The following is a 22,427-nucleotide window of genomic DNA, read 5'->3' as shown; positions in this document are numbered from 1 at the left end:
ACCGGAGACCGTGAGCGAATCGGACCCGATCGATGGAGACCGGGACCGATTCGGCTGAGACAGGACACGTACAGCCAACGAAGTCCGACCGATGCCGGCGCTAGGGGGTGTCTTGTCGATCATGTGTCGAGCCAGATGAGGGTGCTGGCGAGGGTGATGGCTGCGAGGTAGCGGTCGGGGTGTTTGTCGTAGCGGGTGGCGATGCCGCGCCATTGTTTGAGGCGGTGGAAGCAGCGTTCGACCACGTTGCGGCGCCTGTAGGCGGTCTTGTCGAATCCGCAGGGCCGCTCCCGACGACGTCTGCGGCCGGCGAGTTGGTCGGTGCGTTCGGGGATCGTGGCTCTGATCCCGCGCCGGCGGAGGTAGGCGCGGAAGGAACGGGCGGAGTAGCCCTTGTCCGCGACGACATGCCCGGGCCGTGTCCGGGGTCTTCCCGGTCCCGGTCGGGGGACGCGGATGCGGCCGATGACGGCTTCGGCCCGGGTGCAGTCGTTGCGGTTGCCGCCGGTGACCAGGAAGGCCAGGGGACGGCCCCGTCCGTCGCAGGCGAGGTGGACCTTGCTGGTCAGCCCGCCGCGGGAGCGCCCGAGCCCGCGGTCTTCGAGCCCCCTTTGGCGGCGGCGTGCTGGTGGGCGCGGACGATCGTGGAGTCGATCGCGACCAGCCAGTCGACCCCGGCCCGGGACTGGGCCGCGGCCAGGAGACGGTCGAAGGTGCCGTCGGCCGCCCAGCGGGCGAACCGCCCGTGGACGGTCTGCCACGGGCCGAACCGCTCGGGCAGGTCCCTCCAGGGCAGACCGGTACGGAACTTGAACACGATGCCCTCAAGAACCTGACGATGGTCACGCCACCGGCCACGAGCCCGGCCCGCAGGCGGCAGCAACGGCACGATCACCGCCCACGCGGCGTCAGAAATCTCCCCATCCCTCACAACCAGACCAACGATCCGGTGATCGACAAGACACCCCCTAGTGCGCAGCGCCTCCACCGGTACGGAGCCTCACGCCGGTGGAGTCACGCCGGTGCGGCCAGTACGTACGAGAGTCCCGCCGTTACAGAGGCAGTGTGATCGAAAATCGCAGACGAGGCCGCTCCGTGCCTGGGAGGCTCGCCCCGTCTGTTACATGCCAGACGGGAACGGAGCCACCTACTTGATCATCTTGGACTGGAACATGCTGTGGGGTACCTCCCCTGACGACGCGAGCGTTGATCTGCTCAAGACCATCCGGGCGACGGGGTGCAAGGCGTCACCGTCCCATGGATGAGCATGGGGAACTGGCTGTGCAACGAGCACTGCCTAGATCATTCTCGGCTACGAAGAACTTCGCGTCTGGCTTCATCTGGACCGGGAGCATTCCTCGTTCGCCAGGCTGGCGATCTGCGGATGCGGCCTGCGGCCAGCCCGGTTCTCGACCTTGACCGGCATTCGGAGATGAGCTGATTTCTGCGGTCATGCCGTCCCAACCCTGCGACCGCCGGTCGGGTCGCGCCGTTGACTGACGCGCAGTGAGAGCACCTGTCCCCCGAATACGCTCAAAGACTCATGGCGAGTAGGCCGAGGACGAGGGGCTTGTCGGTGGGCACCGCTACTATCCAGGATGCCTAACGGGACGACGAGCGGACTCAGGGAATGGCTACGTGAACGAAGCAGCGGTCAAGCGGAAGTTGGGTATCCCGAACTGGCGGAACCTGTCCAAGGACAAGGTGCTGAAGTTCGCGGCAGCGATGCCCGAGATGGCCACCGAGGTACGGCTCAAGCTCATCGAGCAGTTCCCAGCCTTCAAGGACCTGGGCAAGGCCGACATCGATGCGGTCACAGAGGCCCACAAGTCCACTCTTGTAGCCAACGAGAACAGCCAGAACCACTTCTACAAGGCTTCGCAGGACCAGCGGGACGCTCTGCAGGCCGACCTCGGTCGAGACGACCTCAGCTGGGCGCAACGGGAGGCCCTCCATGACCGCCTCGACCAAAACGTACAGCGGGTGGGCGAGAAGGACAGCGAGAGCAAGCAATTCCTGGGGGTGGGGATGAAGGTGGTGGCAGCCGCCGGTGCAGCCGCCCTCGGGCTGGGCGTGGTATTCGTCGGCGGCAAGATCGCTGGAGCGAGCCAAGACGGTTCCGACGAATCCCAGTAGGACTGAGGCTGGCCCTCTGGAGTGGACCCACCGCTGGTCAGTCGGCGGGTGACTAGTCCGTCGAGTCGAACAGCACGTCCTCGGCGAAGTTGGTCCTTCGTGTACTCGGCTTGCCGCCACTGCTTGGCTCCGGGCTCGTCCTGCCACGTCGGCACAGCAAGCTCCTCTCCGTGTAATTATGCATGCCAACGTGCGGCAGGTATCCCAAGTGGCGCCTAAAGGCCGGGGTTCACCCGACTGTTGCTTCGGCGGCTTACGGCGTCGGTGTCACCGGTGCCGTGGCCACGTCGTCCGGCGGTGTCGCCCTGGTGCCGGCAGGCAGTTCGGGCGATAGACGTTGCCCGAGATCGGCAGCGGCTTTCATCATGCGGGCGTGCGCTGACGGAGCCGTTTCCGGATCCAGGACGGTCGGAGGGTGCGTGCTGTGACTCATGCCGCGGACGATCGGGCCGTGATCCGGAAACCGTCCGAGAACCGGGGTGCCGTAGCGCGCGAGTTGCTCCTCCACCGCGTGATCGAACTCGTCGAGAGCCTCGTCCTCATCTGCATGGAGCAGGAGGAGCAGACCGGTCACGGGAAGACGCGCTGTCTCGTATGACCAGTTCTTCTGGCGCCAGTCGATAGCGGATTCGGCCGGGGTCAGCGCCACGGCGCTGGCGGCCCCGCATGAGGAAGGAGGGAGAGCGAGGTGCCGCTGGTAACGGCTGGCCCCTCGTACCAGGAGGCGCACATCCACGAGCTGGGTGTACTTCGCTTCCTCCAGGACGTAGTCCGCGTCCCGGGAGACCAGCACGACCCGGTCGGCAAAGCGACGTGCTTCCGCCACGGCGGAGGCGACCGGTCCTGCCGACCGTGCAGGCTCCCGCAGCCACAGTTGCCCGGGCGGGGAGACAATGCGCAGCCTCTGCCACCCGGCTTCCGCTGTGGGGCTTGATGCGGTAGCCCAGTCCGGCTGACTCGGATCCCGGAAGACGAATCCTTTGTGGGCCCGGGCTGCGACCACGGCGGTAACCAGGCCCTCGGCCGCCCAGGCCGCCGCGATCCGTTCAGCTACCCACACGAGCTGGTCCCGGCCGCCGTCGCCCAACAACTGCAGGACTACACCGGAGCGGTCGGGCTCGACCGGCCCTGCTTGCCGCTGTGCGCGTGGGCGGCTGGCGCGGGGGCGTTCACCCAGCATCGTGAGTGGCAGGCTGGGGCGCGGCGGCTCGGCGGTGATCGGCGCCTGGCGGCTGCGCACGGTGAGCACACCCCGGCTGTTCCAGCGGCCCGGGTGGACCGCTCGGATCGTGCACTCCTCAGTGCTGCATACGTGGTCGAGCGCCGCGAAGCCGTAGCCGACCACTGGGTCGGTGAGTACGGCCAGAAGGCGTTCGTGGTCGAGGTGCGGCCCGGCGATCTGGCGTTCGAGGATCCAGTCGAGCCCGTAGTCAGTGATGTGGGTACTCAGGTGTACCCCGGCGTAGCCGGCTAGGTGGTCCCACAGGCGCGGGCGCCGTAGCAAGCGGCTCCCCATGGCGGAGGAGGCGCTGAGTTGCCGCACCAGGCTTCGCGCGATCGGTTCCTGCCGCTTGGGCTGCGGTTCGGTGTCCTGCGGATCCCAGCGCACGGTGTGTCCCGCAGACTCGGTCTGCTTCCTATGGGCGGTGAGCAGAACCTCCAGGTCCACTCCGTGCGGCCCGGCGACTCGTACCTCAGGTGCCGGGCTACGACCGTACCCCTCCGGGTTGTACACCCACTCGCGGAGCCCGAACCGCAGTCGGGTACGCACCGGCTGAGCGGTCAGTTCGCGCACGCCCCGCCACGGTCCCCACTTCGTACGCAGCGGCAGAAGTCCGAGCAGAGCCCGCACATCTTCTGCCCGCTCGACACGCAGGTCCAGGCCATGCTCGGTGATCTTGGCTTCGCGGATCCCGAACGGACGGTCGCCGCCGGTCGTCGCTCCCAGTGCGGACAGCAGTGTGGACTCCAACAGCGCCTGGCCCGACCGGTCGGCGTCCGGGATCAAGTGGTCGTACCTGCTCCGGTTGCCCAGCCGCCGACGCGCATCCTCCAGGGACTCGCCGGTGAGCTCCGCGGCCGCGTTGCTGATCTGATCGATGTCGAACATGATGCGTCCTCCGAGCCGCCCCCGACCTTGGCGACAAAGCCGCATTTCAACACAGAAACAGAACGCGACGAACAGGATTTGATCGACGGACGTGGGTTCTCTGCCGATGCTTGAAGGTCGGGTCAGCATCCAGAACTGGCCGCGTCAGAGGCCAGGCACGACATACCGTAGCTCACGTACGCCCGGTCGCGAACAGCCACGCGCGCACACCACCCGCACAGAGGATTGGTCCGGACGAAGCAGGGGCCCGATAGCGTCGCCTTGGCGAGTTCGTCGACTTGCCCGTCGCTACACCACTCCGGGCCCCGACATCGGGCCGCCTCGCCACGACCTGGCCGTACTTGAGCTTGGCACTGACACGGACCGGGGAGATGAGGGACGGCCCAGTGACGGCGGGACAGCGGCACCCGGGCGGCCCGCCCGGAGCTGATACACACGCTTCTCAGGTTGCTCAGCCGCGAGGCACCTTTACCCGTCCGTTAAGGACGGGCGAAGGAACGTTCATGCGGCGTTGGTGAGCGGGGTTTCCATGCGTTCCCACGCTCCGAGGACGGCCTTGTGGGCGTCCGGCTGGAGGTGGGCGTAACGCTGGGTTGTCCGGAAGCTCTCGTGGCCGAGGAGGTGCTGGACCTCGTAGAGCGAGACTCCCTTCTGGACCAGCCACGAGGCGCAGGTGTGGCGCATGGAGTGCGGCGGGTAGTGCGGGACGAGCTGCTGTTCGCCGTCATCGTCGAAGTAATGGGCGCCCTCGACAGCTGGCCACCAGGTCTGCCGGCGCCAGTTGCCGTCATCGAGGAGGCGGCCGGCCCGGCCCTTGGTGATGGTGGTGAACACGACGGCGTCCCGCTCCAGCCGGTGGATGTGGCGTTCGAGGGCCTCCAGGACGTGGGGCGGGAGCGGGACCTCCCGGCGGCTCTTGGAGCTCTTCGGGTATTCCTTGATCCCACTCTTGGTGTTGACCTCCACCACGAACAGCCGCGAGCGGCGCTGATCGATGCGGTGCCGGTGAAGGCCGGAGAGCTCGCCCCAGCGCAACCCGGTGTAGAGGCCGAGCAGGCACATGGTGCGCCAGGCGGCCGGGAGTTCGTCGAGGATGCTTTGGGCCTGGTCGAGCGTGAACCACTGCGGCGGCTTGACTGCGATGGCCGGCAGGTCGATGTTACGGCAGGGGCTCACCGCGATCACGTCGTCATCGACGGCCGCCCGCATGATGGAGGACGTCAGGTTGTAGGCCCGCTTGATCGCGGAAGCACCTGCGCCGTTCTCGATCAGGACACGGATCCAGCTCTGAACGTCCATACGGGTGATGGCCCGCATCTCCCAGTCCGCCCAGTGAGGCATGATGTGGTTCTTGATGCTGGACGCGTCACCCCGCAAAGTGTGGGGCTCGACCACACGGGCGTTCCACCAGCGGTCGTGCCACTCGCGGAACGACGCTTCACCGGCCCGCGGGTCGCGCAGGCCCCCGCGGGCGAACTGGGTCTCCAGCTCGATGCCCCAGGCCCGCGCCTGGACTTTGAGAGGGAACGACTCGCTGAACCGGTCTCCTGCCCGGTTGCGTACGGTCGCCTGCCACTTACCGGACTTCAATTTGCGCAGGTACGCGGTACTACTCCTTTATCCGAACGCGAGGAAAACGGAGCCGACGACAGGAGGTCAGCGACGCGGCCGCGAGACTGCGACCGACCTGCTGGAGATGAACTCCTCCAGCCCCGCAGCCGGAACACGGACGCGAGAGCGACCCGGTCCGGTACGCAGATCGACGACCGGGAGTTCGCCAGCGGCGATGAAGCGGTATACGGTACGCCGGTCGACGTCCAAAACGGCGGCAACAGCGGGAATGGAGAGCAAACGTGCAGACATGAAAGGGTCCTTCATCTCATGCGGTTCAGCGACGGCACCGCGGTCATCTGGGCAGCAGAGGGACGGTGCAGTCCTCCAAAACACGACTCGCTCCACTGCGTCCGCTACGGCTCCACCGCCAAGCACAGCCGAACGCGAACTCCTCAATGGTCGCGGCGATCGCCGGTTTGGCTAACCGGCGATCGTCGTCTATGTTGCGCGCCGCATCAGATAAATCCGACAGCTTCCCGGGCTGGCCGCGGTCAGGAAGCCAGCCGACATGAGCACAAGGGTGGGGTCGCGGTCCGCAACGAACACCAGCAGACCGTCATCAGTAAGGCGGTCAAGAATTCGTGCTGCAACACGCTCGGGCGCCCCAATGGCACGCGCCACGTGCCAAGTTGCAGCTCCGGGGTGCACCGCAACGTGAGCGAGGACTGCTTGGTCCCGACGATAGCCGCGTTGCAGCAGACCCTTGCCGAACAGGCCAGCCGCACAGGCGCAAACGCACAGCCCGGTGGACACAGCACCGTAGTTCCCCGCCACCTGGCCGGACCAAGCGTTCAGCGCGCCGAGCACAAACAGGACGGGGAAAGCAAAACGGGCGGACCGAATAGCGAAATCCGACAGACGGGCCTCCTAAGTAGGGACCACGCCAGCGAGGCGGCCTGGTGCAGCACAGGGCTACGGATCAATAGCAACCCAGGCCACACCGGAGTAACCACATCATCTGACCTGGCGTTTCCCGGGACGTTGTTACGTTGACATGGCCCCGGCGGAGGTTCCAGCCTTTTGGGCTTCTTTCCTGTCTGCCGAGGGCGAATGGCCGCCGATAGCCTGCGCGGAGCCCTATCGACCACGAACCGGTACCGAGCCTGCCCATTCGCGTTCGGCGCAAGCTTCTTCATTGGTTCGGACAGGAAACTCAATCTCCTTAAGAGGTCATCTCTGCCTGATGAGTTGTGGGAGTTGTTCCAGCGGGTGGTGCCGGAGGCACCCTCGCGGCCCCAAGGTGGCGGCCAGCGTCGGCACGGTGATCGTGAGGTGCTGGCCGCGATCGTGTTCGTGGCCACGTCGGGCTGTACGTGGCAGCAGTTGCCCACGGCGTCGTTCGGGCCGTCGGGGGCTACGGCTCATCGGCGGTTTGCGGAGTGGACGAAGACGCGGGTGTGGACAGGGCTCCACCGCCTGGTCCTCGACGGGCTCGGGGCCTGCGGCGAGTTGGACAGGTCCCGGTGCGCGATCGACTCGGTGACCATGCGGGCCCTGAAAAAGGGGGACCTGACAGGTCCGAATCCTGTCGACCGGGGCAAGTACGGGTCGAAGATTCACTTGATCGCCGAGCGGACCGGTCTGTCCCTCTCCGTTACGGTCTTGGGGGCGAACCTGCACGACAGTCAAGCGCTGATCCCTCTCGTGCGAGGAATACCACCGATCCGCTGGCGCCGCGGGCCACGGCGCCGCAAACCCGAAAAGCTCCACGCCGACAAAGGTTACGACTACTCCCACCTGCGGCAATGGTTACGCCAGCGCGGCATCCAGCAGCGCACCGCCCGCAAGGGAATCGAGTCCTCACAGCGACCGGGCCGCCACCGCTGGACCGTCGAACGCACCATGACCTGGCGCGCCGGATGCCGCCGACTCCACCGCCGCTACGAACGCAAAGCCGACCACTTCCTCGCCTTCACCAGCATCGCCTGCACCCCGCATCTGCTACCGCAGACTTTCCAAATGAGATGGCTTCTTAAGGCGGACCACGTATATGAACGCTCGGCGAACGCTGGGAAGTGCCGGGCAACCAGAGGTGCGGGCCGACGGTCGGTCGTGGTGTCGGATCCACAACTGGCCCACGGAGGTACCGCCATGCTCTCTCGACTCGCCGGTCACCGGGGGCTCCTCGTCGCAGCGGTACTGGCACTGGCGCTCGCGGCGAGCCTCGCCGTACGGATCACGCTGAGCGGGCCCGCGCCCTACAAGGGGCCGTCGGCCACGGCCGTGGCCGCGCCGACCACGGCCCTGGTGGGCATCGAGGTTGTCTACACGGCCGCCCGTCATCAGGCCAACCACGTGACCGTCACGCAGACGCAAGACAGAGGGGGAAGGATCATCACGTACGTGATCGACGACGTGGTCCCGATCAAGGCGTCGGGGCGCGGCTGCACCTACCCCGACGACGAGGACCGCACCAAGGTCGCCTGCAGGATCGCGATCGAGGAGATGGCCACGAGCCCGTACCGTACGCTCCTGCTGAACCTCGGCGACTCCGATGACACCGCCACCGTGCACGACAACACCCCCCGCGACCTTTTCCAGATGGGCTACAACGTGATCCACCTGGGCGCCGGCAACGACACCTGGACCGGCACCGGACGCGAGGCCCAGGCCGTCTACGGCGACAACGGCGACGACACCCTCACGGTGCACACGGGCGCGCATGCCGAAGGCGGCGAGGGCAACGACACGATCTACGCCGACGGCGAGACCGCCGGCGGCCTGGGCGGCCCCGGCGACGACGTGCTTTACGGCGGCGCGGGCAGCCAGGGACTGCACGGCGACCAAGGCGACGATTTCATCTACGGCGGTCCCGGCGACGACCGGCTGTACGGCGGCGTCGGCGACGACGTCATCTACGGCAACAGCGGCGACGACCTGCTGGAGGGCGACAACGCCAACGACAACGAGCACGACAGAGGGGACGACAAGCTGTTCGGCGGGCCCGGCACGGACACCGTCCAGCAGGACTGACGACCGGGCCGCACCCAGCTGTCCAGCCACACCCGAGACGGAAGAGCCACGCAAACCCCACCGGCCTCTGCGAAGCGCGCGAGTTCGGAGAATCTTAAGGGGCGTTGAAGCTGTACATGAGCGGAGGCGCCACTGCGCCTCGACGAGGAGATCTCCCGGGACAGCCAGGCAGAGTGTGGTGCTCGACCGGGGGCTGGACCTGCTGCCCGGCACGTCCTCTTCGGCGGACTGCCACGTGCGCGGGCGGTGAACAGTCGGGCACCTAGGGCGTTTCTTTCCGATCATCGGATCGTTGGTCTGCCTGTGCCGTTGACTGACGCGCAGTGGGCGCGAATAGAGCCGTTGTTGCCTGATCGGACGCCGAGGCGGGGCGGGCGGTGGCGTGATCATCGGTGATCGATGCGATCGCCTGGAAGTTCCGGACGGGGTCCCAGTGGGTGAACCTGCCCGCCGAGTACGGCTCGTGGAAGGGCGTCTATACGCGGCTAAGAAACTGGGCCATCGATGGCACTTGGGAGCGTGTGTTTACCGCGCTTCTCGCCCAGGCCGATGCCGACGGCGACCTGGACTGGGTCGTTGCGGTTGACTCCACCATCGTGCGCGTTCACCAGCACGCTGCCGGCGCTCGCAAAAAGGGGCCCCGGCCCAGGAGCCAGGCGACCATGCCATCGGCCGCTCCCGCGGCGGGCTGACCACGAAGATTCACCTCGCCGCCGACAGCAACTGTCGGCCGCTGGCCTTCGTGCTCACCGCCGGCCAGGCCGGTGACGCACCCGCTTTCGCAGAGGTGATGGGCCGCCTGCGTGTCCCGCGCCGACGCGGACGACCTCGCACCAGGCCGGATGTGGTCCTGGCCGACAAGGCGTACTCCTCACGCGCTATTCGTGACCACCTGAGCAAGCGCGGCATCCGGGCAGTGATTCCGGTTCCGGCGGACCAGCGGGGCCACCGTCTTCGTCGAGGCAGCCTCGGCGGTCGCCCACCCGCCTTCGACCGTGAGGCGTACAAGCAGCGCAATACGGTCGAGCGGTGTATCAACCGGCTGAAGCAGTGGCGCGGCATCGCCACCCGTTACGAGAAGACCGCCACGGTCTACGGCGCCGGCCTCCTCATCGCGGGCATCTTCCTCTGGTCTGCCCGCTGAACGAACAAGCAGATCAGGGCCGGAGGCATTCTCCCTGCGGATCGAAGCAGACGAGTCCGTGCTCGCGAGCCAGCGTAGCGGCGTACTCGGACACCTCCTCCGCCTCGCCATAGGACATGAGCAAGTACACGATCGGGCCCGATGCTTCCTCGATAGCCGGCGGGGACGCCCATACGACACTGCGATCGACGTCGTCCGGATATCGCGCGACGAGTGCTTCCACATACGCCACGATGCGTGGCGCCGGAGGCACGACGACATCGTCTGACTCCAGGTAGCGCCCGTAGAGCTGGTCGTAGGTCAAGCCCGCTTGGCGGTCGTCGAGTGGACGGTCGCCGTCCCACACCGCAAGGTCATAACTCACAAGCGCATCGTCGCAGGGAACGGCCCCGCCAGTGCCAGCAGGCCCGGAGATCGAACCCCGCCAAGTGATCCGTAAGAGAGCCCCTAGCCCGGTTCCGCCAGCGGGTCATTTCTCCAGACGGAGGGTGAAACGGCTGTACAGGGCGTGCGGCCAGAGGGGGACCTGGAGGGCTACTTCGAGCAGGAAGACGGTGCGGGTGTCCGGTAGTCCGGTGCCGTCGAGGATCCGGGAGATGGTCGGATGGGTGCATCCGGCAGCCGCCGCCACACCGCGAGTGCTGAGGTCCTTCTCATCCATGACCGCCTGGAGCCGCTGTGCCAGCGCCCGGCCGATGTGCGCGGTGGGCGGAGCGTCGTCGACCAGGTCCACCTCGGGCCACTCGCCATTGGAGCGCGCGTACTCCGCGGGCGGGTCGTCCTTGGGGTTGCGCACGTCCCATCCCAGCAATGTCGTCAGCACCACGGTCATGTCTGTCAGCTCGGATTCTCGCGGGCTGGGAGCGCGGCCGTTCCGCCGCCCCACCAATGGTACGTTTATTTACCACTGCCGACCGGGGCTGATCCCCGGGGGGTATGCCCGAGAGCACTTACGTCCCTGTTTCTGATCACTTCCGGCACGGTGAAATGACGACGATGTACGCCGGAGCGGACTGGGCAGACGGCTGGATGGACTGCGCCGTCGTCCGCCGTGACGGCACCCCCTCGGGCACCAGCGGATCGTCTACGCCGACAGCCCGGATCCCGTCGAGGAATACCTGAACTTCCTGCGCGGACTCAACCGCCGGTGGCGGAGGATCCCCACCGCGATCGAAGACCCGCACATCCTCTTCGGCCAGGCCCTGATGGACCGCGGGATGAGCGTCATACACGTGGACGCCACACTGGCGGCACGAGCCCGCAAGGCCGCAACAGTGGGCGGCGCCACCAAGTCCGACCGGGCGGACGCATACCTGCTGGCCAACATGATCCGCACGGGGAACTTCTCCCCGATCGTCCTCAGCTCCCCAGCCGCCCGCGCCATCCGGATCCTCGCGCAGGCACAGCGCGCCGCAGCCCACGAACGCGTCCGGGCCCTGCACCGCCTCCGAGCCCTTCTCGTCAGCTACTACCCCGCAGCCGTCACCGCCGGTCCCCGCATGGGCCTGCGCCATCCACAGGCCCGCGCCGTCCCCGCGTATCGCCGCCCAGCTGACCCGCGGCCAGATCGCGCAGGCCCTGCGCGCCGGCGGACGCTGGCGCACCGTGGACGAGGAAGCCCACCGCCTGCGCCTGCACTTCCGGCGCCCCGCCCTGTCCACGCATCAGGACGTCGAGGCCGCACACACGGCCGAGACGCTCAGCCAGCTCAGCGCCCTGGACCATATCTGCCGGCAGGCCGAGGGCCTCGCCCGGCAGGCCGCGGAGGCTTTCGCCCGGCACCCCCACTACAAAATCATCACCAGCTCTCCCGGCGTCGGAGACCTTCTGGGCAGCCAGATCCTGGGCGAGATCGGCGACGCGCCAGGCCAGTTCAAGAACGCGAAAGCCCTGTCCGCCCACGGCGGAGTCTCCCCGGTCACCTGGGCATCGGGCACCACAGCACGCGTCTCCATCCGCCGCGCGGCCAACCACGCCCTGCGCGCGGCGCTCTACCAGACCGCCTTCTGCGCGCTCACCCGCTCTCCGGGAGCCGCCCACTACTACCGGCAGCAGCCGGACCGCGGCGCCACCCACCACACCGCCCTGCGCAACCTCGGCGCCCGCCTCGTACGCAGCCTCCACCACTGCCTGCGCCAGGCTGGGAGCCGTTTGGTGAGCGGGGGCGGGGTGCAGGGCCGGAGGTTCTCCGTGCGGCCCGGTGGGGCAGCCCCGCTTGCGCGGGGACGACGCGGCCTGCGCGGGAATGGCACCCTCACGCCGTCCGCCCGCCACCAGGGCACCGCCCCGGGCAGGCCGCCGCCCTGGACACCCACCCACCAAGGCGGTACGGTACGTTTATTTACCGCAGGGCCGGGTGACAAAGTGGACACCCTTGCTCCCCGCTCACGCGGGGATGTTCCACCAACACGAGGCTGCCACCCGGCATCCGCCCTCTCCCGCCCAGTCGGGCCCCTGCCGTCACCGCCGGGCATGTGAACGCCGCCGTCACCACCCAACCGGCCTCGCACCCCGGACCCTGCAGCGTAACGGGGCCCTGCCCGCGTCAACGCAGGAGAAAACGACCTGCCAAAGCTCCACCGCCCCGCGCCTGCCGGATAAGGGCTGCTGCTCACTCCACCGCAGGCCAGCGGTGCGCCCAGCGGCACAGAGCGACAGCCACAGGCGCCGACTGCGTTCGATCCGTACTGCTTGCTTGCCGCGAGGCGCCGCCAGCTCGCGGCCGCGCCGGACAGGAACGCCTGGCAGGAGCCGGGCTCGACCGGCTGGCCGCCGATCGCCACCACATGCCCTACAGGTGCAGCCCGCGTTTCGCCTGCGGTTGTCCAGGAGCAGGCCGGCCGTGGTAAAAGCCTCTGCACACTGGGGCACCCGCTGGCGGAGTCAAAGTATCGGAGCTGCGTACGGTGACAACCGGCACGATATCCAACCCCGATGGCAGCATCAGCTACCCAACATCCATCGAGTTGTGGCGACTACGATGAGGGTCAAGGGCGGGACAAGCCGCCACTGATGGGGATCTGCGAATTTCAAAGAGCCCTATCAGGGTCAAGAAGTGGGCTGTGGAGGCTCTCCACTCGACTGGGTCGGGTTAATGCGGTAGGGCTCGAAAGCGGTGTCAGCGGCCGGAGCGTAGGACTTGGTGGACATACGTGTAACCAGCTGCCACATGCGGCGTTCGTCCTCCAGGCTTTTGGGGAGGACGAGGCCAAGCCCGTCGGCAAGGGGTTTGCGGCCCAGATTGACCAGGGCCCGTACGGCTGCGGCCCATTCGTCCGTGGCGGCCACTGCACCGTGGTACCAAGCCGGGGTCAGGACGGCCAGGGTCACCCCAGTGATGACGAGCACTGATCGGTGGGCGTGGGAGGCAGACAGCGAGGCGAACGCGGCCACGGCCACGGCCACGTGCCCGTACAACAAGGCTACGAAGAAGTCGACGCTCGTGCGGGCGGTAACGACCTGCTTAGTGGTCGGCTCCGGGGCGGCGCTCGCCAGTTCGTTCCACAGCACCTGAGTGTCAAGGCGGTAGCGGTCGTATCCGTACTCCTCAAAGCGGCGGATGGCGTTGCCGAGCCGGGTCGGGGTGATCTGTTTGTCGCTCACCGGATAGCGGTTGAATTTCTCCCGGAGGATGGCTCGCCGGATGGGCGAGGTGAAGGTGGGGTCGGCAAGGCGGTCAGCTGTCCTTTGGCGCCGGGATCGCTGTACCCGGCAGCCTCGCTCATATGCGGCGGTCGGCCACAGGGCGTACCCCTCCAGGATGCGGTAGAGGGGTGTTTGCAGAGAGTTCAGGACGAGCCCGAGCAGGACGGCGGCCACAAGCAGCAGGAGTGCGGTGGGGCCGTTGGATGCCGGCCACAAAGGATCCAGCACGGTCGGGCGGTGCAGACTCGGGGCAACGGCGAGGGTAAAGATGGCAAGGTTGAGAGCCGTGGGCAGGATCCACCCCACCAGCAGTGCCCAACCGCCTCCAAGCACGCCTTTGGCGATGTCTCCCATGGTTACTGCTCCGGTGTTTCCCGTGGCCAGTCATCATCTGGGTCGAGCGGGGGCCCGGGAGGGGTGTGACCATCTGGTGTGGCGATCGATGCGTCTCGCTGCTGGCCCCCTAGCGCCGTCAGGACACGGCTGAGCTCGACTGCGTCGTCGCGACTCGCGGCTGTGAGGATCACCCGCTGGTCCGACGGGCCCTCAATGGTGAGCTGGACGGATGCCCTCCTCGGCATACGCAGCCAGTCTGTGATTACCAAAATCGCCGAGGTGAGCGCCGAGGCCGAAGTAACGGTCACCTGAATCTGCGACGTCAAGCCAAGGCTCTCGGGCGTCGGCGGACCTGGAACGAGAGTGACGGGGAACGAGCGTTCCTCCCGGAGCCAGGCGCCCAGCGAAGCCACTTCGGACTCGTCAGAAAGAGAGATGATTAAGTCCACGCCGCCCCCGCCCACTGATGACCTGATTGCGCAGCCAGCATAAGGCCGGATCCGTCGGTGACCCCGACTCGTAGATCTCAACCGCTAGGTGACTTACACCCGTTCGGCTACCACATCACTTGGTGCACAGCCACGAGACGCATCTTCCCGGACACCGTCCGCCAGGACCTCCGCGCCGTCTCCGGCGGCCTCGCTCTGGTCGAAGCCCGTATCCTCCTCCAGCTGTAGCCATCACGGAAGCGCGGCCAGAACCAAATTCAACGAGCCCCATCACCACCGGCCCATCGCGCGCCGCACCGAGGCGGGGGCCACCGTGAGGAGCAGCGCGAGGGCGCTGGTGGCGATGGTGAGGAGGCACAGCGGGCTGATCGCGGCGTAGTCGTTCTTGTCCCAGGTGCCCGATGGGCAAATGGTCACCGCGTAGTAGCAGCAGCCGGCCGCGACCGTATAGAGGAGCACTAGGGGCACGGCCATGACCCATCGTAGGCAGCCCCGGTCGCTGTCCTCGTTGTCAGTTTTGTGGGGAAGCGATGTTGGTGCGCTGGGGCTTCAGGACAGCTCGTCTGTTGCGTCGTTGGGTTTTTCGAGGGGGGAACCGGGTGTTACGCCGTCTGTCGGGCAGGCCCGGGAAGGGCACTGATGGGGCGCGTTCTGGCGCTCCCGTCCCGGCCGTGCCGGCTGCCGCTCTGTGGGCAGGTCCAGGATGCCGTGCCACATCACTCCGGCCACGGCGGGGTGGCTGTGTCCCGGGCAGGGCGGGGCTGGGACGCCCCCTGTGTGCTCCAGCACACTGTCCTGGAACTGCTCGGCCACCAAGACCACCGACTCGGTCTCGTCCAGGAAATCCTCCAGAAGCACGCTGGTGGAGAACGCGTCGTCAAACGCGAGCACGACACCTAGGCAGTTGGGCTGATCGGCGACCCACGGCCCGTCGGCTTCCCCGCCCTGGATCTCCAGGCGCGAGGTGAACGCTGCTTCGCCATACGGTACTTCGGGTTCCGCACTGACATCCGGCACCAGCACCTCCAGGGTGCAGTCGGCGGGCGCTCCGAGTTGGCGCAGGATCTCCCGCGCCCAGATAAGTGTCGAGGTCGCGGTCAGTCCCATCGTGCGCCCGACGTCCGACGCCCTATTGTCTCAGCACAAGATCACGGACACTATCCAGTCCACGCCTTCCGCCGAGTCCCAGGCGATTCCGGTGGAGTCTGAACCAACCCGGAAGCCAGGGATGTTTCGGCAGCGCCCCCAACGACGCGGCTGACGCTACCCTCTTTGGTCCGCTGCCAATTCCTCGCCCGCCGCCAGCCTCCGGCGCGACCACCCGGGCCGAGCCCACGCCCGGTGCCCCCGAACGCCATCTGTCATCTGACGCACTTCAGGCGAATGTGCGCGCGACGATCCAGTACTCGTCTTCCTCTGTTGACACGGCGCAGAGATGACGGCCGTCGGCGGAGAGCGCGAGAAACTCTGGTGAGCCCGTGGCGGCAGCTACGCGCGAAGGCAGTCCGCTCTCGGAATCATCCCGGACGAGCACCCAGCCCACTGAGCTGCCTCCCTGGCCTGGGGGCAGGATGAGGAATTCCCGGTTGTCCGACATGAGGGGCAGTTTCGAAGTCCGGGCCTGCCATTGGCGATCCAGCTCCGCCGCCGCGTCGGGGTGCGACTCCGGGACCGTCGCGTCAGGTGTGACCTCGACTCCCGTCACGGCGTGGATGGCGGTCAGGACAGCGGGGAGCGGACCGGGCGTCTCCATCCCGATAACAAGCAGTCCAGAGGCTTCAAGGGTGTCCTGCCAAGCAGGTTTCCCGGAACTGGCGGTTGTTGCCATGCGACTCTTCTCCCGAACGTTCAGACGTCGCCGTCAGTCTCCTGTGTAGAAGAAATGATGGTCTCCGCCCGGCTTGTTTATCTTGGCGTATCTTTCCATGTTCTCGGGATACCCGAAGGAACCGTCCGACCGCTGCACCCTGCTGTTGTCCCAGCCGAAGTTGACGAAACTCCGGGTGTCATCGATCTTCGGTTTTCCCGCGTGGAAATGTGGCCCCGCCGGATCATGGGTATGCTCCACGATAACCCTGGACCCCTGGTCTGTCTCGAACTGCCGGAAATTACCCCAATGGCTTTCGTCGCTTGAGTACGTGTACCCGGGAGCGTGCTTGAGATTCCTGTCCCCGGTCACCACCCACTCGGCGACCGGTGTTTCACCGTACGGCACTCCCGCAGCGTCGAACGCCGCCCTCTCCGCGTCGACTCTACGGTCGAACGGATTGGAACGCTCTCCCCTGGGCGGGCAATCGTCCACGGGTGCGAGGCCGAGGGGGTCGGTCCAGGTGGTGGGGTTGTGAACGTACGCGGTCGGGTTGGGGGCGGGGGTGAGGCCCAGGGGGTCGGGGGTGGTGTAGCGGGCGGTTTCGGGGTCGTAGTAGCGGTGGTGGTTGTAGTGGAGGCCGGTTTCCGGGTCGTAGTACTGGCCGGGGAAGCGGAGCGGGGTGTACGCCGTGCTGGTTCTGGCCCAGGTCGTGGTGCCCCAGAGGGTGGTGCGAGTGCGCCAGGCTATGGTGCCTGATTCGTCGACGAGTTCGGTCGGGGTGCCGATCAGGTCGGTGGCGATGGCAAAGAAGCGTTCGTCGACCGCCTCCTGGGAGGCGTCGACCGTCAGGAGACGCTCGGTCTGGGCCAGAGGGCGCAGACCGCGGTAGTCCCAGGTAAGGGTGACCGGGCGGGGAAGCGCATCGGCTTTGGTCGTCTGTTCGCACAGGGTTGTGCCGTCCCAGGTGAACAGGACCTCTTCCACCACGGTCGAGCCGTCGCCGCCCAGGCGTTGTTTGGTAGTGCGGCGGCCGAGGGGGTCGTAGCGGTAGTGCCATCGGGGGTGGTGACGGCGGTGAGCTGGTCCTCCGTGTTCCATTCGTAGTGCCAGGTGTCGGCCTTGCGGGAGAGTCGGGTCTTCTGGCGCAGGGTGATGCGGCCCAGGGCATCATGCTGGTAACGGACGTTCCCGGCACGGGTGATGGCAGTGCCGCTGTAGGCACGGGGCCCGGTGGCGTCATAGCCCGGGTGGGAAGAGGGCCAGGTTGCGCTGGTCTGGTTGCCGGCCGCGTCGTAGGCGTACGTCTCGGTCCAGTCGGCGGCCGTGACGGCGGTGACCCGGCCCGCGGGGTCGAGGTCGAAGTGCTGAGTGCCGCGCAGGGTGTCGTCGAGGGCGGTGAGGTAGCCGTCGGCGCGGTAGGTGTAGGCGCGGCGGTTGAGCGTACGGGTGCCGGTCGTGAGCTGCTGGGTGGCCAGGCGGCCTGCTTCGTCCCAGGTGGAGGTGAGGGTCAGGTTCTCGCCGAAGGCACGCTCCAGCTCGCGGCCCGCCGCGTCGTGAATGAACGCGATCCGGTGATCGCCACTGGTCAGATGAGTCGCACGGCCGACGGCGTCGTAGGCATACGCAGTGACCCGGCCGGTAGGGGTGATACGGCGAACGCGGCGCCCTCGCGCGTCATACGCGTACGTCATGGCGCGACCATCGGCCAGCTCCGTCTTGACCTGGCCGCGGCGGTCGTACTGGTAGACCAGCTCGCCGCCCGGGCCGGCCGCGTGCACCATCCGCCCCGCCCGGTCGTACGCGTACGTAGACACCTCACCAGCCGCGTCCTTGCGAGTCACCCGGCCGAGCGCGTCCCGTTCGTACGCGATAGTCCGGCCGACTGCGTCCGTACGGGCCGCTACCCGTCCGGCCGGGTCGAGGGTGTAGGTGAGGGTGCGGTCGTCGAAGTCGGTCTCGGAGGTGAGGCGGCCGGCCGGGTCGTAGGCGTAGCTCCAGGTCAGGCCCTGCGGACCGCGGACTTCGGTGAGGCGCAGCTCGGCGTCGTGGGTGAACTCGTAGCGGGTGCCGTCGGGGGTGGTACGGGCGGCGAGCAGGTCGAAGTGGGTGTATTCGAAGCGCGTGGTCTGCCCGAGGCGGTCGGTGTGGCTGGTGCGATTGCCCTCGCCGTCGTACGTCCAGGACTCGGTCGTCCCGTCCGGGCCGGTGCGGCGCGCCAGTTCGCCGTCGGCGGTCCACTCCAGACGGGTCACCGCGCCGAGGGGGTCGGTGACGCATATGAGGCGGCCGAGCAGGTCGCGTTCGTAGCGGGTGGTGGCGCCGAGAGGATCGGTGACCTCCAGCGGCAGTCCGGCCGCGTCGCAGCGTACCCGGGTCACGGCGCCCAGCGGATCGGTGACCGAGACGAGCCGGCCGCCGGTGTCATAACCGTAGTAAGTGGTGTGGCCGGCGGGGTCGGTGACGGCGGTGCGGTTGCCGCGCTCGTCGAACTCCTGCTGCCAGCGGGCACCGTCCGGTCCAGTCAGCTCGGCCGGACGGCCCGACCCATCACGCACAGCGCGCACTTCGCTCCCGTCGGGGCGGGTGAGGGTGGTGAGCCGGCCGTCGCCGTCGTACGCGTGGACGGTGGTGCGGCCGAGGGAGTCGGTACGGGTGAGCTGGTTGCCGCGGGCGTCGTAGGTGTACCTGGTGGTGTGGCCGAGGGGGTCGGTGGTGGCCAGGACGCGGCAGCCGTCGCCGATGAGATGGCGGGTGGCGTGGCCCTGCGCGGTGGTGAGGGTGGTGGTGCGGTGGCCGGTGGCGGGGTCGGGGGTGCTGTAGGCGAGAGTGAGCTGGAAATGGCCCGCTTCGCCGCCCTCGGCGATCACACGGTGCAGGTCGTCGTAGACATAGTCGTAACGGCTGTTGTTGGAGTCGGTCCAGGCGATGACCCGGCAGTGGTCGTCGTACGCGAACGCGAGGGTGGCGCCGGAGGGCTTGGTGACGCCGGTGAGATCGCCATCGGTGTAGACGTACGACATGAGGAGACGGGCGGCACGGTGCGCGGCGGCGCCGGGTGCGGCCACTCCGAGGCCGGGGGCGGCGACGCCGGGTGAGGTCGGGCCGGCTTCGTCCGCGGTGCTCCGGCTCGTACCGCTCCCGTCTGAACCGCCGTCGGCCGCGCCGTTCCAGCTCGCACCGCCCTCGCCCGGTTCCGCCAGGGACAGTGCCGTGACACGGTCCCCTGCCACCGTCACGGTCAGGTGGTGGCCCGCCGAGTGAGCCAGGGCCTGGGGGGTGCCGTCGGGGGTCCGGTCGTAGGTGATGGTGTGGCCGTTGCGGTCGCTGATCTGCGTCAGCCACGCCTCGCCGTCGCCGCCCGGCTCCGCTCCCGGCGGGGCCGTGAAGTGCCGTACCAGCCTGGTGTCCGGGTCGGTGACCGTGTAATCGCCGTCGGCGTCGCGGGCCAGCACCCCGCGCGACGTGCCCGACTCGGGCAGCGTCGGCACGCCCGGAACCGGATGCGGATACGCCAGCAGCAGGCCGTCCGCGGTGACATGGATGACACCGTTCGCGTCGATCTCCAGGCGCTCGTCCACCGTGGACGACCAGGACGGCCCGAAGAACCGACCCGCCGTGTACCCCGACTCGGTGCGGCGGGTGAAGACCAGCGGTAGGACCCCGGGCAGCGACACGTCGGTCTGAGGCAGGAACATCCGGCCCGACGCCAGGTCCACCGGATCGGTACGCCCCGTCTCCCGCTCACGGGGTTTGCGGTCGTGGGTGCCTTCGGGAGCATCGTCGAGGAGTCTGCGGGCGCGGTTGGCGTCGGCGGCTGCGTCGGCGGCGTCCATGGCCAGCCGGGTGGCCTTGACTCCGGCGCCCGCGCCGCCGGTCGCGGCGGTCAGGACCAGGTCGGGGACGAGCCGGCCGAAGCCCTCAGCCGGGTCGCGCATGAAGTCGGTGACCATCTGACGGCCCGCGCCCCACGGGTCGTTCGCCACCTGCACCAGCCCCGCCGCCGTGTTGTTCAGCGACAGCAGATACTCCGCCGGGTGCGTGATGTTGTACGGGTCGGTCGGATTGATCCCCCGTACAAAACTGACCAGCCCCGCCGTGCCCCGCACAATGCCCGCACCGAAATGCGTCTGCATGACCTCCAGTTCGTCCAGGCCGTCCATGGCCTGCTCGGCGTACGAGGGCTTCGGCGGCGCCGTATCCCGCGCCTCCGCGACCGCACTCCGCGCCGTCTCCGCCGCCGAGTTCCGCTGGCGGCGGGCCTCGGCCAGCAGCTCCTGCGCCTCCTCCATCCGCGCCCGCCCCGGATCACTGAACTCACCCGGGCGCGTCGGCAGCGAGGCCGGATCACGCCGGTCGGCGGGCTGCGCGTTGTACCGGTCGACGGCCTGGTTGTACGCGTCAACCCGCCCGTTGTACGTGTCCCGCGCCGACTCCGACGCCTCCGTACCCGCCCTCCACTTGTCGATCGCGGTCTGCGCCTGCCCCTGCGCCCACTCCACCGTCCCGGCGAACGACTCCAGCGCCCCGGCCGCCTTCCCGAACGCCTCCGCACCCCGGAACCACTTCGGCGGCTCAACCGACACCGTCTCCCGGAAGGCGTCCGCCCCCTCACCCCGCAGTGAGCTGGAGTCCAGGCCGCGCAAACCCTCGCCGACACTGCTGAACGCGCCTTCGAGGTCGCGGAGATGGGAGGCCGTGCTGCGGATCCTGCCCGGACTGCCGTGGACCAGCTTGGTCCTGTCCTCACTCTGGCCGAGATCCAGCTCGTCGACCTCGGCACCCATCCGGTTCGCCAGCGAACCCGACTGCTCACGCACCCAATCCGCACCGGACTGCCAGCCCACATCCTCCAGCCGGTCCGCCGTCCACCGCCCGGCATCCTCAACCCGGTTGCCCACCCACTCCGTGGCACCCTCGGCCGCGTCCTCGATGACGTCCGGAACGAAATCACCGATGCCCATGGATCAGTTCCCCCCGGAGTCCGGCTGCTCGGCCTGCTGGGCCTGCTGGGCGCGCTCCTCCGGAGACGGGCCGAACGTGTCGTCCAGCGCCTGGTCCCACGACTGCTCATCCACCCCCAGCAGATCGTTCAGTATCCGCGACTGCCGCCCGCCCTGCCCCTCCGTCAGCACCGTCCGCCCCGTGTCCCGCCACGTCTGCAACGCTTCGTCCCCCGCCCGCTGGAAAGACTCCGCACTGTAGTCCGGACTCAGATAATCCGGCGTGAGCACATCACCCCAGCCCTGCCCGGTGATCTCCTCCTCCGAGGCATGCGGATTGCCCACCGCAGCGTTCACCGCAACCTTGAACGTCCCCTGGATGTACTGGTCCTCCTCCCACACCAGCCCCGCCGCCAGCCCCAGCGTCGACGCAATCGTGTTCGCATCCTGGACCAGCGCCCGCACCCCCCACTCCCACCGCTCACAGAAATCCTCGAACTCCACCGACAACCCGCGATGCCCCGCCTCCATGCCCGTCATGGCCAGCTCCGAGAAACCCTTCCCCAGCACCGCCCCCGTACCGGTACCGACCTCCCGCAACTCCCCGACCGCCGCCCGCAGACCCTCCGTGATCCGCCGGACACTCTCCTCGTCGAACCGCAGATCCCCGAAACCGCCCATCAGCCCCGCCCCCCGTCACGCGCGTCGGCGTTCGCGTCGACGCCGTCGACCGCCACCGCGTCCGGCACAATCCCTACCACCGGCGGAAACAGCATCGACCCATCCGGATCAGCGATATTCACCGCAACCCCCGCCGACACCCCCATCGCCGGAATCACCTCATCCAGCAGCCGCGCGCCCCGGATCTCCGCGAACTCCCACTCCCGCCCGGACACCTGCCCGTCCCCGCCGTCCCGCGCCTTCGCGAACCGCGCCAAAGCGGCCTCGTCCGTGAACCCGCAGACCCAGCGCACCCCGCCCAGCTCCGCCGTCCACAACCCACCGCCCTCCAAAGGCACCAGCACCAGCGCCCGCCGCAACTCCCCCACCAGCGCCCGCGGATCCCCCACCCCCACACGCCGCTCAGCAATACGCTCCGCAAGCGCCGAAGCCGCCCCCGCGTCCCCCGTACTCACCTCGTACCCCCTCGGTCACCCGGCCGCTCCCCCGCGAGCCGACCAGCCACCAGCACCGTAAGAAACCACAAGTCGATACAGCTAGACGGTTCCCGGTCGAGATCACGGCGACTCGGCGCCGAGCCCAGCGCCCC

The 22,427-nt window shown here is 68.0% G+C and carries 16 protein-coding genes and 4 pseudogenes; 6 read left to right on the top strand and 14 right to left on the bottom strand.

Annotation, left to right across the window (positions count from 1 at the left end):
• Positions 1–119: 119 nt before the first annotated feature.
• Positions 120–931, bottom strand: a pseudogene (locus KQY30_RS31960) (IS5 family transposase).
• 707 nt (positions 932–1,638) lie between these two features.
• Between KQY30_RS31960 and KQY30_RS31955 the strand changes: the two are divergent.
• A complete protein-coding gene (locus tag KQY30_RS31955; protein WP_217310021.1) occupies positions 1,639–2,136 on the top strand; it encodes a hypothetical protein in 498 nt (165 codons plus the stop codon).
• 253 nt (positions 2,137–2,389) lie between these two features.
• On the opposite strand, the gene KQY30_RS31950 is transcribed toward KQY30_RS31955, so the two are convergent.
• The 3 genes from KQY30_RS31950 to KQY30_RS31940 form a co-directional block, all read right to left on the bottom strand.
• Positions 2,390–4,246: a hypothetical protein gene (locus tag KQY30_RS31950; protein ID WP_217310020.1), complete on the bottom strand. Its 1,857-nt coding sequence runs from the start codon at positions 4,244–4,246 to the stop codon at positions 2,390–2,392.
• Between the two features lie 501 nt (positions 4,247–4,747).
• Positions 4,748–5,836: a site-specific integrase gene (locus KQY30_RS31945; protein WP_217310019.1), complete on the bottom strand. Its 1,089-nt coding sequence runs from the start codon at positions 5,834–5,836 to the stop codon at positions 4,748–4,750.
• A 66-nt stretch (positions 5,837–5,902) separates the two neighbouring features.
• Positions 5,903–6,109 carry a helix-turn-helix domain-containing protein gene (locus KQY30_RS31940; RefSeq protein ID WP_217310018.1) on the bottom strand — a complete coding sequence of 69 codons (207 nt, stop codon included), beginning with the start codon at positions 6,107–6,109 and terminating at the stop codon, positions 5,903–5,905.
• An 885-nt stretch (positions 6,110–6,994) separates the two neighbouring features.
• Here KQY30_RS31940 and KQY30_RS31935 point away from each other — a divergent pair.
• The 3 genes and pseudogenes from KQY30_RS31935 to KQY30_RS31925 all read left to right on the top strand — a co-directional run bounded on the left by KQY30_RS31935 (position 6,995) and on the right by KQY30_RS31925 (position 9,977).
• Positions 6,995–7,823 (top strand): IS5 family transposase gene (locus tag KQY30_RS31935; RefSeq protein WP_217311428.1). Its coding sequence is split into 2 segments (ribosomal slippage): positions 6,995–7,792 and positions 7,794–7,823, totalling 828 coding nucleotides; the frame shifts between segments, so codons are not numbered across the junction.
• Positions 7,820–8,833: a calcium-binding protein gene (locus KQY30_RS37530; protein WP_367997453.1), complete on the top strand. Its 1,014-nt coding sequence runs from the start codon at positions 7,820–7,822 to the stop codon at positions 8,831–8,833. Before KQY30_RS31935 ends, KQY30_RS37530 begins: the two co-directional genes overlap by 4 nt.
• A 297-nt stretch (positions 8,834–9,130) precedes the next feature.
• A pseudogene (locus tag KQY30_RS31925) lies at positions 9,131–9,977 on the top strand (IS5 family transposase).
• A gap of 13 nt (positions 9,978–9,990) precedes the next feature.
• On the opposite strand, the gene KQY30_RS31920 reads toward KQY30_RS31925, so the two are convergent.
• Together KQY30_RS31920 and KQY30_RS31915 are read right to left on the bottom strand one after the other, a co-directional pair.
• A complete protein-coding gene (locus tag KQY30_RS31920) occupies positions 9,991–10,341 on the bottom strand; it encodes a hypothetical protein (protein WP_217310016.1) in 351 nt (116 codons plus the stop codon).
• Between the two features lie 105 nt (positions 10,342–10,446).
• A complete protein-coding gene (locus KQY30_RS31915) occupies positions 10,447–10,809 on the bottom strand; it encodes a helix-turn-helix domain-containing protein (RefSeq protein ID WP_217310015.1) in 363 nt (120 codons plus the stop codon).
• A gap of 247 nt (positions 10,810–11,056) precedes the next feature.
• Here KQY30_RS31915 and KQY30_RS37525 point away from each other — a divergent pair.
• Both KQY30_RS37525 and KQY30_RS31905 read left to right on the top strand, forming a co-directional pair.
• A pseudogene (locus KQY30_RS37525) lies at positions 11,057–11,440 on the top strand (transposase); the annotation flags it as partial.
• 142 nt (positions 11,441–11,582) lie between these two features.
• Entirely contained in the window at positions 11,583–12,455 is an 873-nt protein-coding gene (locus KQY30_RS31905; protein ID WP_217310014.1) for a transposase, read from the top strand.
• A 570-nt stretch (positions 12,456–13,025) separates the two neighbouring features.
• On the opposite strand, the gene KQY30_RS31900 is transcribed toward KQY30_RS31905, so the two are convergent.
• The 8 genes and pseudogenes from KQY30_RS31900 to KQY30_RS31870 form a co-directional block, all read right to left on the bottom strand.
• Positions 13,026–13,976, bottom strand: a complete 951-nt coding sequence (locus KQY30_RS31900; protein ID WP_217310013.1) for a hypothetical protein — start codon at positions 13,974–13,976, stop codon at positions 13,026–13,028.
• 2 nt (positions 13,977–13,978) lie between these two features.
• Positions 13,979–14,371 (bottom strand): hypothetical protein, encoded by a 393-nt coding sequence (locus KQY30_RS37520; protein WP_367997489.1) that lies wholly within the window; start codon positions 14,369–14,371, stop codon positions 13,979–13,981.
• 306 nt (positions 14,372–14,677) lie between these two features.
• Positions 14,678–14,881, bottom strand: a complete 204-nt coding sequence (locus KQY30_RS31895) for a hypothetical protein (protein ID WP_217310012.1) — start codon at positions 14,879–14,881, stop codon at positions 14,678–14,680.
• 75 nt (positions 14,882–14,956) lie between these two features.
• Positions 14,957–15,514 (bottom strand): hypothetical protein, encoded by a 558-nt coding sequence (locus KQY30_RS31890; protein WP_217310011.1) that lies wholly within the window; start codon positions 15,512–15,514, stop codon positions 14,957–14,959.
• Positions 15,515–15,782: 268 nt separating this feature from the next.
• Positions 15,783–16,235 carry a hypothetical protein gene (locus tag KQY30_RS31885; RefSeq protein ID WP_217310010.1) on the bottom strand — a complete coding sequence of 151 codons (453 nt, stop codon included), beginning with the start codon at positions 16,233–16,235 and terminating at the stop codon, positions 15,783–15,785.
• Positions 16,236–16,268: 33 nt separating this feature from the next.
• Positions 16,269–21,178: pseudogene (locus KQY30_RS31880) on the bottom strand (putative T7SS-secreted protein).
• A 3-nt stretch (positions 21,179–21,181) separates the two neighbouring features.
• Positions 21,182–21,838: a hypothetical protein gene (locus KQY30_RS31875; RefSeq protein ID WP_217310008.1), complete on the bottom strand. Its 657-nt coding sequence runs from the start codon at positions 21,836–21,838 to the stop codon at positions 21,182–21,184.
• Positions 21,838–22,293, bottom strand: a complete 456-nt coding sequence (locus tag KQY30_RS31870; RefSeq protein WP_217310007.1) for a hypothetical protein — start codon at positions 22,291–22,293, stop codon at positions 21,838–21,840. Before KQY30_RS31870 ends, KQY30_RS31875 begins: the two co-directional genes overlap by 1 nt.
• Positions 22,294–22,427 lie beyond the last annotated feature (134 nt).

Source organism: Streptomyces sp. GMY02, from assembly GCF_019056675.1.
Lineage (GTDB): Bacteria > Actinomycetota > Actinomycetes > Streptomycetales > Streptomycetaceae > Streptomyces > Streptomyces odonnellii.
Note: the sequence above shows the minus strand (reverse complement) of the source record. Positions and strands in the feature narration are given on the sequence as shown.

Excerpts from the sequence above, each read along its gene's own strand:
- KQY30_RS31950 (WP_217310020.1), bottom strand. The coding sequence starts at position 4,246 with ATGTTCGACATCGATCAGATCAGCAACGCGGCCGCGGAGCTCACCGGC.
- KQY30_RS31940 (WP_217310018.1), bottom strand. The coding sequence starts at position 6,109 with ATGTCTGCACGTTTGCTCTCCATTCCCGCTGTTGCCGCCGTTTTGGAC.
- KQY30_RS37530 (WP_367997453.1), top strand. The coding sequence starts at position 7,820 with ATGAGATGGCTTCTTAAGGCGGACCACGTATATGAACGCTCGGCGAAC.
- KQY30_RS31915 (WP_217310015.1), bottom strand. The coding sequence starts at position 10,809 with ATGACCGTGGTGCTGACGACATTGCTGGGATGGGACGTGCGCAACCCC.
- KQY30_RS31900 (WP_217310013.1), bottom strand. The coding sequence starts at position 13,976 with ATGGGAGACATCGCCAAAGGCGTGCTTGGAGGCGGTTGGGCACTGCTG.
- KQY30_RS31895 (WP_217310012.1), bottom strand. The coding sequence starts at position 14,881 with ATGGCCGTGCCCCTAGTGCTCCTCTATACGGTCGCGGCCGGCTGCTGC.
- KQY30_RS31890 (WP_217310011.1), bottom strand. The coding sequence starts at position 15,514 with ATGGGACTGACCGCGACCTCGACACTTATCTGGGCGCGGGAGATCCTG.
- KQY30_RS31885 (WP_217310010.1), bottom strand. The coding sequence starts at position 16,235 with ATGGCAACAACCGCCAGTTCCGGGAAACCTGCTTGGCAGGACACCCTT.
- KQY30_RS31875 (WP_217310008.1), bottom strand. The coding sequence starts at position 21,838 with ATGGGCGGTTTCGGGGATCTGCGGTTCGACGAGGAGAGTGTCCGGCGG.